The organism is Streptomyces sp. NPDC031111, from assembly GCF_055570675.1.
Genome location: NZ_JBVIGS010000006.1, coordinates 347,581 through 362,042 on the forward strand (window position 1 = coordinate 347,581; position 14,462 = coordinate 362,042).

Consider the following 14,462-nt stretch of genomic DNA (forward strand, 5'->3'; position numbering starts at 1 on the left):
ACGGGTTCGCGCCTGGGGAGTTGTACCCCTGGTGACCACCCCGCCCTCAACCATGGAGCGCCCCGCATGCATGACGACCGCACCCTGGTCGAAGCCCGCCTCAAGCGCGTCCTCGACGAGCGCGTCCGCCCCGCCGTGTACCCCGAGTCCGTGCCGCTCGAGGTCGCGGTGTGGCACGCCCCCGGAGAACCCGTCCCCGTCGCCGAGGGCCTGGCGGCGGAACCCGAGCCCGTCGAGGTGGGCGCCCGCTGGGGCGCTCCCTGGGGCACCAGCTGGTTCCGGGTCACCGGCACCGTCCCCGAGGCCTGGGCGGGCAGGACCGTGGAGGCGGTCCTGGACCTCGGCTTCGACGAGAACATGCCCGGATTCCAGTGCGAGGGCCTGGTCTACCGGCCGGACGGCACCCCCGTGAAGGGCCTCAACCCGCGCAACCAGTGGGTGCGGATCGGCGCCCCCGTCGAGGGCGGGGAGGAGGTGCGTTTGCACATCGAGGCCGCCTCCAACCCCGTCATCATGGGCTACCGCCCCTTCGCGCCGACACCGCTCGGCGACAAGGACACCGCGGGCGGCGAACCGCAGTACACCCTGACCCGCATGGACCTCGCCGTCCTCGACGAGACGGTGTGGCAGCTGGTGATCGACCTCGAGGTGCTCGGCGAGCTGATGGCCGAGCTCCCGGCCGACTCGCACCGCCGCTGGGAGATCCTGCGGGCGGTGGACAGGGCACTGGACGCCGTCGACCTCCAGGACGTGAACGGCACGGCGGAGCAGGCCCGTTCGTGCCTCACCGAGGTGCTGTCCGCGCCCGCCGCGCCCTCCGCGCACCGCATCAGCGCCGTCGGGCACGCGCACATCGACTCGGCGTGGCTGTGGCCGCTGCGCGAGACCGTGCGCAAGGTCGCCCGTACGACGGCCAACATGACCGCCCTGCTCGACGACGAGCCCGAGTTCGTCTTCGCCATGTCGCAGGCCCAGCAGTGGGCGTGGGTGAAGGAGCACCGTCCCGAGGTGTGGGCGCGGGTGAAGAAGGCGGTGGCCGACGGGCGGTTCGTGCCGGCCGGCGGCATGTGGGTGGAGTCGGACACCAACATGCCGGGCTCGGAGGCGATGGCCCGGCAGTTCGTGCACGGCAAGCGGTTCTTCCTCGACGAGTTCGGCATCGAGAACGACGAGGCGTGGCTGCCGGACACCTTCGGCTTCGCCGCCGGACTGCCCCAGATCATCAAGGCCGCGGGCTCCAAGTACCTGCTGACGCAGAAGATCTCCTGGTCGCGGACGAACAGCTTCCCGCACCACACCTTCCGGTGGGAGGGCGTCGACGGCACCCGGATCTTCACCCATTTCCCGCCCGTCGACACCTACAACTGCTCCATGAAGGGCGCCGAGATCGCCCACGCGGTCCGCAACTTCAAGGACAAGGGCGTCGCCCGCCACTCCCTCGCCCCCACCGGCTGGGGCGACGGGGGCGGTGGCACCACCCGTGAGATGGTCGCCAGGGCGGCCCGGATGCGGGACCTGGAGGGCTCGGCGTCGGTGACCTGGGAGACACCGTCCGCGTTCTTCGCGAAGGCCGAGGCCGAGTACCCCGAAGCGCCCGTCTGGGTCGGCGAGCTCTACCTCGAACTGCACCGCGCCACCCTCACCAGCCAGGCCGGCACGAAGCAGGGCAACCGCCGCAGCGAGCACCTGCTGCGCGAGGCCGAACTCTGGGCGGCCACGGCGGCCGTGCGCACCGGATTCGCCTATCCCTACGAGGAGTTGGACCGGATCTGGAAGACGGTGCTGCTGCACCAGTTCCACGACATCCTGCCCGGCTCCTCCATCGCCTGGGTGCACCGCGAGGCCCGCGCCACCTATGCCCGGATCGCCGCCGAACTGAACGGCGTCATCGACTCCGCCCAGCGCGCCCTGGCCGGCGAGGGGACGGTCCCGCTGGTCTTCAACGCCGCCCCGCACGCCCGCGCCGGAGTCCCGGCGGGCGGCGCGCGGCAGGCGGCCACCGAGGGCCGTACGTCCCTCGAGGCGCGCCCCGGCGGCGGGCACGTCCTCGACAACGGCCTGCTGCGGGTCGGGATCGACGCCCGCGGCCTGGTGGTCTCCGTCCACGACATCGACGCCGACCGGGAGACGATCGCCCCCGGCCGGGCCGGCAACCTGCTCCAACTCCACGCGGACCTGCCGAACATGTGGGACGCGTGGGACGTCGACGAGTTCTACCGCAACACGGTCACCGACCTGACCGACGCGGAGGAGGTCACCGCCGGCGCGGACGGCGCCTCGGTGCGGATCGTCCGCTCCTTCGGGAGTTCCCGGGTCGTCCAGGTGCTGTCGTTGCCGCCGGGGGAGCGGCGCCTCGTGGTGGACACCGAGGTCGACTGGCACGAGACGGAGAAGTTCCTCAAGCTGGCCTTCCCGCTCGACCTGCACGCCGAACGCTACGCGTCCGAGACCCAGTTCGGGCACTTCTTCCGGCCCACCCACACCAACACCTCATGGGAGGCCGCCAAGTTCGAGGCGTGCAACCACCGCTTCGTCCACCTCCAGGAGCCCGACTGGGGCGTCGCGGTCGTCAACGACTCGACGTACGGCCACGACGTGACGCGCACGGTCCGCACGGACGGCGGTACGACCACCACGGTCCGTGTCTCCCTCCTGCGCGCCCCCCGCTTCCCCGACCCCGAGACCGACCAGGGGGTGCACCGCTTCCGGCACGCGCTGGTGCCGGGCGCGTCCATCGGTGACGCGGTGCGCGAGGGCTGGCGGATCAACCTGCCCGAGCGTCACCTCACCGGCGCCGGCGAGATCGCGCCGCTGGTGACGGCCGACCGGGACGCGGTGGTGGTCACGGCGGTCAAGCTGGCCGACGACGGCAGCGGTGACGTCGTGGTCCGCTTCCACGAGGCCCATGGGGCTCGCGCCCGCGCCACGCTCACCACCGGGTTCGCCGCCACCGGCGTCGAGGTGACCGACCTGCTGGAACGCCCGCTCACGGACACGGAGGCCCCCGCTCTCGACGGCGACCGGATCACCGTGCGCCTGCGCCCCTTCCAGCTGATGACGTTGCGGTTGAAGCGGGCCTGACCCGGTCAGCCCTCCGGCCGGGTGCGCAGCCACTCCTCCACCGCGCCCACATGCGCGGCCGCGGCCGCCCGCGCCGCCTCCGGGTCACGGGCGGCGAGGGCGCGGTGGATGGCGGCGTGCTCGCGCCGGGTGCGGGCGAAGGCGCCCTCCTCCTGGTGGCCGCGCCGCACCCGGGCCCGGAAGGTGCGGGAGGACAGGCCCTCCAGGATCGCGGCCATCGTCTCGTTGCCGGCGGCCGCCGCGATCTCGCGGTGGAAGGCGAGGTCGTGGGCGAGGATCTCCTCCGGATCGTCGGTGGCGTTCATCGCCGCCAGATGCCTCTCGACCTCGGCCAACCCGTCCGGGGTGATCCGCGCGGCGGCCAGCGCGGTCGCCGTCGACTCCAGGACTCGGCGCACCTCCAGCAGTTCGACCAGCCGCCGCCCCCGGGACAGATCGGCCACCACCCCGAACGTCTCCAGCAGGTCACCGGCCTCCAACCGGGTGACGTAGATGCCCGAGCCGTGCCGGGCCTCCAGCACGCCCAGCACCGTGAGCGCCCGGATCGCCTCCCGCATCGAACTGCGGGAGATGCCCAGCCGGGCGGCGAGATCCCGTTCGGTGGGCAGCCGCTGGCCCGGCTCCAGTTCGCCCTCGCGGATCATCGCCGTGATCCGCCCGATGGCGCGCTCCGTCACCGTGCCCTTCTGCGGGGTCGTCTCCTCCACGCCACTCCTCCACTCACCCGGTGCGCCGCAGTCTAACGAGGCAAGTGGTCGGACCACCGGGGGTTCGACTGGGGGGAATCTCCCTACGAGGGGTGTTCTGCCCCTCAAGTGGTCTGATAAATATGCGGTCGTCCCCGTCACCCCCCGAAAGGCCCTCCGTGCCCCCCGAACCCGTCCGCATCACCGCCGTCGACACGTACGACATCCGGTTCCCCACCTCGCGCGAACTCGACGGGTCCGACGCGATGAACCCCGACCCCGACTACTCGGCGGCCTACGTCGTACTGCGCACCGACGCCGCCGACGGACACGAGGGGCACGGCTTCGCCTTCACCATCGGACGGGGCAACGAGGTCCAGGTCGCCGCGATCCGCGCGCTCCGCGGCCGGCTGCTCGGACGGTCCGCCGACGAACTCTGCGCCGACCCCTCCGTCCTCGGCCGCGACCTGATCGGCGACAGCCAACTGCGCTGGCTGGGGCCCGAGAAGGGCGTGATGCACATGGCGATCGGGGCCGTCGTCAACGCGCTCTGGGACCTGACCGCCAAACGCGCCGGCAAGCCGCTGTGGCGGCTGCTCGCCGAGGCCGACCCCGCATGGCTGGTACGCCAGATCGACTTCCGGTACCTCACCGACGCCCTCACCCCCGAGGAGGCCCTGACCCTGCTGCGCCGCGGCCGGGAGGGCGCCGGGGAACGCACCGCCCTGCTGCTGGAGCGCGGCTACCCCGCCTACACCACCTCACCCGGCTGGCTCGGCTACGACGACGACAAGCTCACCCGGCTCGCCGCGCGGGCGGTCGCCGACGGCTTCCGGCAGATCAAGCTCAAGGTCGGCGCCGACCTCGACGACGACATCCGGCGCTGCCGGGCCGCCCGCGCGGCCGTCGGACCGGACGTGCGCATCGCGATCGACGCCAACCAGCGCTGGGACGTGGACGAGGCGATCCGCTGGACCAAGGCCCTCGCGGAGTTCGACCCGTACTGGATCGAGGAACCCACCAGCCCCGACGACATCCTCGGCCACGCGGCGATCCGCCGGGCCGTCGCCCCGGTGAAGGTCGCCACCGGCGAGCACGCGCAGAACAGGATCGTCTTCAAACAGCTCCTCCAGGCGGGCGCCCTCGACATCGTCCAGATCGACGCGGCCCGGGTCGGCGGAGTCCCCGAGAACCTCGCCGTCCTGCTGCTCGCCGCCAAGTACGGCGTCCCGGTGTGCCCGCACGCCGGCGGGGTCGGCCTGTGCGAACTCGTCCAGCACCTGTCGATGTTCGACTACGTGGCCCTGACCGGCACCACCGAGGACCGGGTCATCGAGTACGTCGACCATCTGCACGACCACTTCCAGGACCCGGTGGTGATCCGCGACGGCCACTACACGGCACCCCTCGCGCCTGGCTTCTCCGCCGCCGTGCGACCGGAGTCCCTGGCGCGCTACACCTATCCCGACGGCGACTTCTGGGCAGCCGACCCGGAGACACAGAAGGACGAGGAGCGGACCGCATGAGCGACTTCGAGGGACTGACGGCCCTGGTGACCGGCGGTGCCTCCGGCATCGGCCGGGCCACGGCGGAACTCCTCGCCGAGCGCGGCGCCCGGGTGGCCGTGCTCGATCTCGACCCGTCACCGGTCGGCGAACCCCTCACCGGACACCGCGCCGACGTCACCGACGACACCTCGGTGCGCGCGGCGGTGGCCTCCGCCGTCGCCGACCTGGGCGGCCTCGACGTGCTGATCAACAACGCCGGCGTGGGCGCCCGGGGCACCGTGGAGACCAACTCCGACGAGGAATGGCACCGCGTCTTCGACGTCAACGTCCTCGGCATGGTCCGCACCGCCCGCGCCTGCCTGCCGCACCTGCGTGCCTCCGCGCACGCGGCGATCGTCAACACCTGCTCCATCGCCGCCACCGCCGGCCTGCCGCAACGGGCCCTGTACAGCGCCACCAAGGGCGCCGTGTACTCCCTCACCCTCGCCATGGCCGCCGACCACGTCCATGAGGGCATCCGCGTCAACTGCGTCAACCCGGGCACGGTCGACACCCCCTGGATCGGCCGGCTGCTCGACGCGGCCGACGACCCGGCCGGCGAACGCGCCGCCCTGGAAGCCCGCCAGCCCACCGGCCGACTGGTCTCCGCCGCCGAGGTCGCGGGCGCCATCGCCCACCTGGCGAGCCCGCTGTCCGGCGCCACCACCGGCACCGCCCTCGCCGTCGACGGCGGCATGCAGGGACTGCGACCGCGCCCGGCGAACCGGTGAACCGCCACCGGCTCGGCCGCGGCGCCGTCGAGGTCACCGGCCTGTCCTTCGGCGCCTCCGGGATCGGCAACCTGTACACCGAGGTCGGCGAGGAGGAGGCGTACGAGGCGGTGGCGGCCGCCTGGCAGCGCGGCATCCGCTCCTTCGACACCGCCCCGCACTACGGCCTCGGACTGGCCGAACGCCGCCTCGGCGAGGCCCTGCGCGCACACCCGCGCGACCAGTACACGGTGTCCACGAAGGTGGGCCGCCGCCTCGAGCCCACCGCCACCGGTGGCGACGACCTCGCCAACGGGTTCGCCGTCCCCACCACCCACCGCCGCGTCTGGGACTTCAGCGCCGACGGCGTACGCCGCACCCTGGAGGCGAGCCTGGAACGCCTCCGCCTGGACCGCGTCGACATCGTCTACCTCCACGACCCCGACGACCACGCCGAACAGGCCTTCCGCGAGGGCTACCCGGCCCTGGAGCAGCTCCGCTCGGAGGGAGTCGTCGGGGCGATCGGCGCCGGCATGAACCAGACCGCGATGCTCACCCGCTTCGTCCGCGACACCGACATCGACGTCGTCCTGTGCGCGGGCCGCCACACCCTGCTCGACCAGAGCGCCCTGGCCGACCTGCTGCCCGCCGCCCTGGAACACGGCACCTCCGTCGTGATCGGCGGCGCGTTCAACTCCGGTCTGCTCGCGGACCCCCGACCGGACGCCACGTACGACTACGCGCCCGCGCCCGCCGAGCCGCTGAACCGCGCCCTGCGCATCAAGGAGGCGGCCGAGCGCCACGGCACCACCCTGCGCGCCGCCGCCCTGGCCTTCTCCGCCTCCCACCCGGCGGTCGCGAGCGTGCTCGTCGGCGCCCGCTCGGCCGCCGAAGTCCACGACTGCGCCGACCAGTTCGCCGCCCCGGTGCCCGCCGCCCTCTGGCAGGAACTGCGCGCCACCGGCCTGCTGCCGTCCGAGGGGCAGCTGCCGTGACCGTCGACGCGCACCACCACGTCTGGGACCTCTCCGTCCGCGACCAGGACTGGATCACGGGCCCCGAACTGAGCCCCCTGCGACGGAACTTCGCACTGGCCGACCTCGAACCCGAGACCGGGGCGGCCGGCGTCGACCGTACCGTCCTCGTCCAGACCGTCACCGTCCCCGAGGAGACCCCCGAGCTGCTGGCACTGGCCGCCACCCACGAACTGGTCGCCGGGGTCGTCGGCTGGACCGACCTCACCCGCCCCGACCTCGCCGACGAGCTGGGCCGGCTGCGGGAGTTGCCCGGCGGACGGTGTCTGAAGGGCATCCGCCACCAGGTCCAGGGCGAACCCGACCCCGAGTGGCTGCTGCGACCGGACGTACGACGCGGACTGGCCGCCGTGGCCGACGCGGGCCTGGTGTACGACCTGGTCGTGCTGCCGCACCAGCTGGCCGCCTGCGCGGCGGCCGCCGAGTCGCTGCCCCGGCTCACCTTCGTCCTGGACCACCTGGGAAAGCCGCCCGTCGCCTCGGGCGCCCTGGAACCCTGGGCGTCCGACATCCGCGGCCTGGCCGCCCGGCCCAACACGGTGTGCAAGCTCTCCGGCCTGGTCACCGAGGCCGACCGGGCCACCTGGACCGTCGACGACCTGCGCCCGTACGCCGAGGTCGTGCTGGACGCCTTCGGGCCCGGCCGGCTGATGTTCGGCTCGGACTGGCCGGTGTGCACCCTGGCGGCCGCGTACGGCGACGTCCTCGGCGCCGCACGGGCCCTGACCCGGCACCTCGACGACACCGAACGCCACCAGCTCTTCGAGACCACCGCCACCCGCGTCTACGACCTCTGAGCCGCCCCCGCCAGCCGGGTCGGCGGCAGGAACTCCCGCACATACGTCCGCTCCCAGCAGGCGCCCGTCTCCCGCAGCTCCCGCCAGGTCGTGTAGCGGTAGCGGAAGAGGCGGGCGCGGATGTGGCGGGGCGGCGCGTCCGCCGGGAACGGGGAGCGGCGCAGCAGCTTCAGCGTGTCCCGGTCGTTCTCCAGCAGACGCTCCACCAGCGCCCCGAACCACGGCCCGGCGTACGCGGGCGACAGCGCGGCGAACCACATCAGCCAGTCCAGCCGCAGATGGTACGGCGCGAACTGGCGCGGCCAGCGCCGAGGATCACCCGGCTTGCCCTTGAACTCGTACTCCCGCCAGTCGGAGTCCTCCCGGGGCACCTCGTCCGCCGTGCCCTCGACGACCACCTCGTAGCGGATCCGGCTGACGCTGCCGAACGCCCCGTAGGTGTTGACCAGGTGCAGCGGGTCGAAGGAGCGGTTCATCACCTGGCGTCGGGAGAGCATGTTGCGGACCGGCTGATGGCTGAGGCCCAGCAGCAGCGCGCACACCGCGAGGACGACCACCACGTACCACAGCGGCGCGTCGGACACCGCCGGCGGATCGGCGGGGAACGCGATCACCGGGAGGGCCAGCACGATGGTGATCCAGTTCAGCCACGCGAAGTTGCCGGACAGCACCAGCCACAGCTGGGTGACGACCATCAGCGAGGCGGCGACCGTGGCGACCGGCTGCGGGGCGAACAGCAGGAACGGCACCACCAGCTGGGTGACATGGTTCGCGGCCACCTCGACCCGGTGCAGCGGCTTCGGCAGATGGTGGAAGAACCAGCTCAGCGGCCCCGGCATCGGCTGCGTCTCGTGATGGTGGTCCAGACAGGTCAGCTTGCGCCAGCACGCGTCGCCGCGCATCTTGATCAGCCCCGCGCCGAACTCCACCCGGAACAGGATCCAGCGCAGCAGGAACAGCACGACGACCGGCGGCGCCACCTCGTCGTTGCCGAGGAACACGGCGAGGAACCCGACCTCCAGCAGCAGCGACTCCCAGCCGAACGAGTACCAGGTCTGCCCCACGTTGACGATCGACAGATACAGCGCCCACGGCACCAGCCACAGCAGCATCCCGCCCCACAGCGGCAGCAGCGAGTCCACTCCCGCCAGCAGCGCCGCCGACACCGCGCACCCCGCCCAGGCGCAGACCGCGAAGAACCGGTCCGAGTAGTGCCAGTGGAACAGGCTCGGCGAGCGGCGGAACGGCACCCGCTCCACGAAGCGCGGCACCGGCAGCATCCCGCGCTCCCCGATCAGCGCCCGGAACTGGAGCACCGCCGTCAGGAACGCGACCAGATACAGCCCGGCCAGCGCCCGCTGGAAGACCAGCCGGCTCAGCCAGTAGTCGGACGCGGTGAACCAGTCCACGGCCGTACGCTCCCTCCTGCCCGTCCCGCCGATCCTGTGACTCTCCGTATACCACCGGACGGGCCGCGCAACCCATGGGGGAGAAGCGGGGCGAACGCGCCCAGCGGTCGAAGAATCGGACGAATCCTGGCAAGGTGGGCGCATGGCTGATCGGGGAGCGAACCCCCCGTCACTCCCGGACGACTGGCCGGACCACCCGGATCCGATCCTGGCGCTCAACCGCATGGGCAGCTTCGACTGGGACCTGGACGCCGGGGTGATGCAGATGGACGCCCAGGCGTACGAGGTCTTCGACCTGCGCCCCGACGAATACGACGACCGGCCCACGACGCTGGCGAAGCGGGTGCCACCGGGGGAGGGCGTGCGGGTGGACGCCGTCCTCTCGCAGGCGCTGAAGAACGGCAGTGAGAACTACGGCGCCTACTTCCGCGTCCGCCGCCGCGACGGCACACTGCGCTGGACCCACACACAGGGCTACATCCGCCGGGACGAGACCGGCCGGCCCCACCGCATCATCGGCATCGTCCGGGACGCCACCGAGGAGCTCAGCGACGGCGAGGCCCGCCGCCAGCAGGCCGCGCAGGAGGACGCCCGCCGCCGGCAGACCAACGTCGTCCAGCTCGCCACCGCCGCCCTCGCCCACGCCCGCACCGTGCAGGAGGTCATCGACGTCCTCAAGGACACCCACGGCCTCACCCATCTGGGCGCCACCAGCCTGGTCATGGGACTGATCGAGGCGGGCCGGATCCGGCTCATCGCCGAGGGCCCCGCGGGCAGCTTCGTACCGGGGACCGACGTCACCCGGATCGACGAGCCGTACCCGATGAGCGAGGCGGTGCGCACCCTCAGCCCACGCTTCATCGAGTCCCCGGAGGAGTTCGCCGACCGCTATCCGGGGCTCTGGCAGGGCATCATCGGCCTGAACATCACCTCGGCCGCCTATCTGCCGCTCATCGTCCAGGGCCGCCCGATCGGCGCCATGGGCCTGCTCTACAGCGACCGGCGCGGCTTCACCGCCGAGGAACGCAACATTCTCGTCGCCCTCGGCAGCAGCATCGCGCAGAGCCTCCAGCGCGCGATGTTCTACGAGCAGGAGATGGACCTCGCCCAGGGGCTCCAGCAGGCGATGCTGCCCCGCACCATCCCCAGCGTGCCCGGCGCCGACCTCGCCGTGCGCTACCGCGCCGCCAGCATCGGCGGCACCCTCGGCCGGGACATCGGCGGTGACTGGTACGACCTGATCCCGCTGCCCGGGAGCAGTCCCTCGGGGGGAGGCCGGGTCGGCGCCGTCATCGGCGACGTCCAGGGCCACGACACCCACGCCGCCGCCGTCATGGGCCAGCTGCGCATCGTGCTGCGCGCCTACGCCGCGGAGGGCCACGCGCCGGCCACCGTGATGGCCCGAGCCTCCGTCTTCCTGGACGAGCTCGACACGGACCGCTCCGCGACCTGCCTCTACGCCGAGGCCGACCTGTCCACCGGCGTGCTCCAGGTGGTCCGGGCCGGGCACATCGACCCGCTGGTGCGCCGCACCGACGGCTCCTGCCGGCGCGTCAGCGTCCCCGGCGGGCTGCCGCTCGGCCTGTCCGCGGAGTTCGGGCGGCTCGACTACCCGGTCGGCACGATCGAACTCGACCCCGGCGACACCCTCCTGCTGTGCACCGACGGACTGGTCGAGCAGCCCGGCACCGACCTCGACGACGGCATGGACACCCTGTCCGCGCTGATCACCGCCGGCCCCGACGACGTACGCGAACTCGCCGACCGGCTCATCGACGTGGCCGAGGAACGCGGCGGCGACGACGACGTGGCACTGCTCCTGCTGCGCCGCCGCGCACTGGACAGCGCACGGCCCGGCGGCCGGGTCAAGCAGCGGGTGACGCCCGGCGATCCCGAGGCCCTCTCCGACGCCCGGCGCATGATCCGTACGTCGGTCGAGGAATGGGGCGCGCGGGACCGGGCCGACGAGATCGAACTGGTCGCCGACGAGATGATCACCAACGTACTGATGCACACCGAGGGCTCCGCGTTCGTCACCCTCAGGTTCCTCACCGGCGCCGACCGGCGGGTGCGGGTGGAGGTCGAGGACTCCTCCAGCGCCCTGCCGCGCCGCCGGGAGGCGGGCGAGTCCGGTGTCTCCGGCCGGGGTCTGCTCCTGATCGAGATGCTCACCGACGTGTGGGGCGTGGAGGCGCGCGGCGGCGGCAAGTGCGTGTGGAGCGAGTTCGTCGTGGCGAGGGAACCCGCCCCGGCCTGACCTCGCACCGGCCGCGGAATCCGGCCGCCGGATGGCACTCTGGACGTATGCCGGAACTCCCCGAGGTCGAGGCGCTCAAGGACTTCCTCTCCGAGCACCTCGTGGGCCACGAGATCGTGCGTGTGCTGCCCGTGGCGATCAGCGTCCTCAAGACCTACGACCCGCCGCTCACGGCCGTGGAGGGCCACGAGGTCACCGCCGTGCGCCGGCACGGCAAGTTCCTCGACCTGGAGACGGACGGCGGGCCGCACTTCGTCACCCATCTGGCCCGCGCGGGCTGGCTGCACTGGAAGGACCGGCTGCCCAGCGGCCCGCCCCGCCCCGGCAAGGGCCCGCTCGCCCTGCGGGTGGCGCTGGAGACCGGCGCGGGCTTCGACCTGACGGAGGCCGGAACGCAGAAGCGGCTCGCCGTGTACGTCGTGGCGGACCCGACGGAGGTCCCGGGCGTGGCCCGGCTGGGCCCGGACCCGCTCGCCGACGACTTCGACGAGCGGCGCCTGGCGGAGCTCCTCTCCGGGGAGCGGCGGCAGCTCAAGGGCGCGCTGCGGGACCAGAGCCTGCTCGCGGGTGTCGGGAACGCCTACAGCGACGAGATCCTCCACGCGGCCCGCATGTCGCCCTTCAAACTGGCCGCCTCCCTCACCCCGGAGGAGACCGCCCGGCTCTACGAGGCCATGCGCGCCACCCTCACCGAGGCGGTGGAACGCTCCCGGGGGGTCGCGGCCGGCCGGCTGAAGGCCGAGAAGAAGAGCGGTCTCAGGGTCCACGGCCGCACCGGCGAGGCCTGTCCGGTGTGCGGGGACACCATCCGCGAGGTCTCCTTCAGCGACTCCTCGCTCCAGTACTGTCCGACCTGCCAGACCGGGGGCAAACCCCTGGCCGACCGGAGGCTCTCCCGGCTGCTGAAATGAGCCCGGGGACTCACCCGGACTCCAGGGTCACCAGGTTCTCGCCCTCCGTCGTGCGCACCTCGTAGCGGGCGATCTCCTCGGGGTGCATGGCGGAGCCGCCGAGCATCGTGTTGGGGCGGGCGTCGTGACGGGGCACGCTCCAGCTGGTCACGGTCTCCTCGGAGCCGTCCCGGCCGACCACCACCAGATGGCAGGCCCGGGGGCCGGCGCCGTCCTTGACCCTCAGTTCCACCTGGCTGCCCCAGGCCTCGTCCTCGGTGGTCACCTGCGCCCACACCCCGGACCGTTCGTCGGTCGCCGCGATGCTCACCGCGCTCGCGCCCTCGTCCTCGGTCAGCATCGCGACCGCCGGTGCGGACACCGCGAGCACCACCGAGGCGGCCAGGGCCAGCAGCAGCCGGCGACGCCCCGCCCGCCTGCGGGCCGCCACCTGGGACAGCAGCCGGTCCAGCATCCGCGGGCCGGGCTTGGCCAGCGGGTGCACCAGCCGCGGGGTGGAGCTCCGGTACAGCATCAACTGGCGTGCCGCGGGCCCGAACTCGGTCACCTGGACGGCACAGCTGGGGCACTCCATGAGGTGGTCCTCGAAGCGGAACGCGTCCGCCTCGTCCAGCACGCCGAGCGCGTAGGCGCCGACGTCGCGATGCCTCTCCAGGGACCTCATGCCGAATCCTCGTGCCGTTGGGTGCGGGTGGGGTTACTCCTTGCTCCCACCGGTACGCACCAGGCAGCCGAATCACTCAAGCCACGTGCCGAATCGTAACCAAGGGATTCGGAGCCGATCGGCCCACGGATTGGTCGGATCGCCGGGAAGACTAAAAAAGGTGGATGGCGAGGTGGCCGAGCGGCAGCCCGAGCTGCCAGGCCGGTGTCCACACCTTGGGTCCCTCGTCCTCACCGGCCACCGAGCCGCCGCCCGGCACCGCGTTCAGATCGGGGGCGAGCAGCTCCGTCTCCCGCAGCCAGCGCCAGGCCTCGGCGGCCAGCTCCAGGTCCGGGTCCGGCACGTCCCCGGCGGCCTCCGACGACAGCTCCCCCAGGCGGCCCTGCACCCACTCCTGCCACGGCTGGTCGTAGGCGGTCAGCGACAGCCAGGTCTCCAGCTGGGTGACCACCCGGATGCCGGACAGCTCGCCGTCGGTGTCGGACAGGAAGACGGTCAGCGCCAGCGCGTCCCGGCCGGCCCGGAACTCGAAGGACGTCGGCGGCATCAGATCGCCGCTGCGCAGCAGCTCGTCGGCGATGTACTCGGCGTACAACCAGGCCATGGGGACGGTCAGTTCACCGTCGCCGGTGCCGTCCGTGCTCTCTCGACCTCTGTGCAGCATCCCTTCCTGCCTTCCTCCGGTGCGTGCGCGTCGCCCGAACCCGGGCCCCCGGTCCGGAACACGGATGAGGACAGCCGATTACTCAACCGGGGTCGTCGGCAAGGCGCTTTACGGAGGTTTGACTCGACGGCCGGTTTCACCGCATGTCGGAGGCGTATCCGGGAAGCACCCGGCGCAGGGCGCGCAGCGCGTAGTACGCGCGGGACTTCACCGTACCGGGCGGAATTCCGAGGGCCGTCGCGGCTTCCGCCACACTCGCCCCCTGGAAGTACACGAGCACCAGGACTTCACGGTGCTCCGGAGTGAGTGTCTTCACAGCCTCCCGGACATCGAGCATGGCCGCGGCGCGCTCGGCGTGGTCGGAGATCACCCGGGCGTTTTCCAGCACGGCGTCACCGACCTCGGCCGGGCGGGCCTGCCGGGCCCGCCGCGCGTCGATGGCGAGCCGCCGGGCGACGGTGAGCAGCCAGGGCCGTACGGAGTCGAAGTCCTCGGCGCGCAGGGCCTCGGGGTGCTGCCAGGCGCGCACCAGCGTCTCCTGGACCAGATCCTCCGCGCGCTGCCGGTCCCCGTCGCAGAGCCGGAGCAGCAGCGCGAAGAGGGGCCGGCCGTGCTCGCGCTGAAGTGCGGCGAGCTCGTGCTCGGCGGTCGTCCTGTTCGTGAGTGTGATTCCGGCCGTCATGGCCGTATGGCAGCGCACGG

General features: G+C 72.6%; 12 protein-coding genes. 7 read left to right on the forward strand and 5 right to left on the reverse strand.

Annotation, left to right across the window (positions count from 1 at the left end; translation table 11 throughout):
• Positions 1-66 precede the first annotated feature (66 nt).
• Positions 67-3,081 (forward strand): alpha-mannosidase, encoded by a 3,015-nt coding sequence (locus ACZ470_RS15925; protein ID WP_468427534.1) that lies wholly within the window; start codon positions 67-69, stop codon positions 3,079-3,081.
• 5 nt (positions 3,082-3,086) lie between these two features.
• On the opposite strand, the gene ACZ470_RS15930 is transcribed toward ACZ470_RS15925, so the two are convergent.
• Positions 3,087-3,788 (reverse strand): FadR/GntR family transcriptional regulator, encoded by a 702-nt coding sequence (locus tag ACZ470_RS15930; protein ID WP_468427535.1) that lies wholly within the window; start codon positions 3,786-3,788, stop codon positions 3,087-3,089.
• A gap of 122 nt (positions 3,789-3,910) precedes the next feature.
• Between ACZ470_RS15930 and ACZ470_RS15935 the strand changes: the two genes are divergently transcribed.
• The 4 genes from ACZ470_RS15935 to ACZ470_RS15950 are packed head-to-tail and all read left to right on the forward strand — an operon-like array spanning position 3,911 to position 7,855.
• On the forward strand, positions 3,911-5,293 hold the full coding sequence (locus ACZ470_RS15935) for an enolase C-terminal domain-like protein (protein ID WP_468427537.1): 1,383 nt from the start codon (positions 3,911-3,913) through the stop codon (positions 5,291-5,293).
• Entirely contained in the window at positions 5,290-6,045 is a 756-nt protein-coding gene (locus tag ACZ470_RS15940; protein ID WP_468427539.1) for an SDR family NAD(P)-dependent oxidoreductase, read from the forward strand. The genes ACZ470_RS15935 and ACZ470_RS15940 overlap by 4 nt, the downstream gene beginning before the upstream one ends.
• Positions 6,042-7,019, forward strand: coding sequence for an aldo/keto reductase (locus tag ACZ470_RS15945; protein ID WP_468427541.1), 978 nt, complete (start codon positions 6,042-6,044; stop codon positions 7,017-7,019). Before ACZ470_RS15940 ends, ACZ470_RS15945 begins: the two co-directional genes overlap by 4 nt.
• On the forward strand, positions 7,016-7,855 hold the full coding sequence (locus ACZ470_RS15950; RefSeq protein WP_468427543.1) for an amidohydrolase family protein: 840 nt from the start codon (positions 7,016-7,018) through the stop codon (positions 7,853-7,855). The genes ACZ470_RS15945 and ACZ470_RS15950 overlap by 4 nt, the downstream gene beginning before the upstream one ends.
• Here ACZ470_RS15950 and ACZ470_RS15955 read toward each other — a convergent pair.
• A complete protein-coding gene (locus tag ACZ470_RS15955) occupies positions 7,843-9,264 on the reverse strand; it encodes a lipase maturation factor family protein (protein WP_468427545.1) in 1,422 nt (473 codons plus the stop codon). The two genes, ACZ470_RS15950 and ACZ470_RS15955, sit on opposite strands and share 13 nt — an antisense overlap.
• 142 nt (positions 9,265-9,406) lie before the next feature.
• On the opposite strand from ACZ470_RS15955, the gene ACZ470_RS15960 reads away from it, so the two are divergent.
• Entirely contained in the window at positions 9,407-11,521 is a 2,115-nt protein-coding gene (locus ACZ470_RS15960; protein WP_468427547.1) for a SpoIIE family protein phosphatase, read from the forward strand.
• A 47-nt stretch (positions 11,522-11,568) separates the two neighbouring features.
• A complete protein-coding gene (locus ACZ470_RS15965; RefSeq protein WP_468427549.1) occupies positions 11,569-12,432 on the forward strand; it encodes an Fpg/Nei family DNA glycosylase in 864 nt (287 codons plus the stop codon).
• A gap of 10 nt (positions 12,433-12,442) precedes the next feature.
• Here ACZ470_RS15965 and ACZ470_RS15970 read toward each other — a convergent pair whose 3' ends face one another.
• The 3 genes from ACZ470_RS15970 to ACZ470_RS15980 all read right to left on the reverse strand — a co-directional run bounded on the left by ACZ470_RS15970 (position 12,443) and on the right by ACZ470_RS15980 (position 14,442).
• Positions 12,443-13,096 carry a zf-HC2 domain-containing protein gene (locus ACZ470_RS15970; protein ID WP_468427551.1) on the reverse strand — a complete coding sequence of 218 codons (654 nt, stop codon included), beginning with the start codon at positions 13,094-13,096 and terminating at the stop codon, positions 12,443-12,445.
• Between the two features lie 151 nt (positions 13,097-13,247).
• Entirely contained in the window at positions 13,248-13,760 is a 513-nt protein-coding gene (locus ACZ470_RS15975; RefSeq protein WP_468427553.1) for a hypothetical protein, read from the reverse strand.
• Positions 13,761-13,896: 136 nt separating this feature from the next.
• A complete protein-coding gene (locus tag ACZ470_RS15980; protein WP_468427555.1) occupies positions 13,897-14,442 on the reverse strand; it encodes a sigma-70 family RNA polymerase sigma factor in 546 nt (181 codons plus the stop codon).
• Positions 14,443-14,462: the final 20 nt, after the last annotated feature.

Bases quoted from the DNA above. Each gene is read 5' to 3' on its own strand.
- ACZ470_RS15925 (WP_468427534.1), top strand. From the start codon at position 67: ATGCATGACGACCGCACCCTGGTCGAAGCCCGCCTCAAGCGCGTCCTC.
- ACZ470_RS15935 (WP_468427537.1), top strand. From the start codon at position 3,911: ATGCGGTCGTCCCCGTCACCCCCCGAAAGGCCCTCCGTGCCCCCCGAA.
- ACZ470_RS15940 (WP_468427539.1), top strand. From the start codon at position 5,290: ATGAGCGACTTCGAGGGACTGACGGCCCTGGTGACCGGCGGTGCCTCC.
- ACZ470_RS15960 (WP_468427547.1), top strand. From the start codon at position 9,407: ATGGCTGATCGGGGAGCGAACCCCCCGTCACTCCCGGACGACTGGCCG.
- ACZ470_RS15965 (WP_468427549.1), top strand. From the start codon at position 11,569: ATGCCGGAACTCCCCGAGGTCGAGGCGCTCAAGGACTTCCTCTCCGAG.
- ACZ470_RS15970 (WP_468427551.1), bottom strand. From the start codon at position 13,096: ATGAGGTCCCTGGAGAGGCATCGCGACGTCGGCGCCTACGCGCTCGGC.
- ACZ470_RS15975 (WP_468427553.1), bottom strand. From the start codon at position 13,760: ATGCTGCACAGAGGTCGAGAGAGCACGGACGGCACCGGCGACGGTGAA.
- ACZ470_RS15980 (WP_468427555.1), bottom strand. From the start codon at position 14,442: ATGACGGCCGGAATCACACTCACGAACAGGACGACCGCCGAGCACGAG.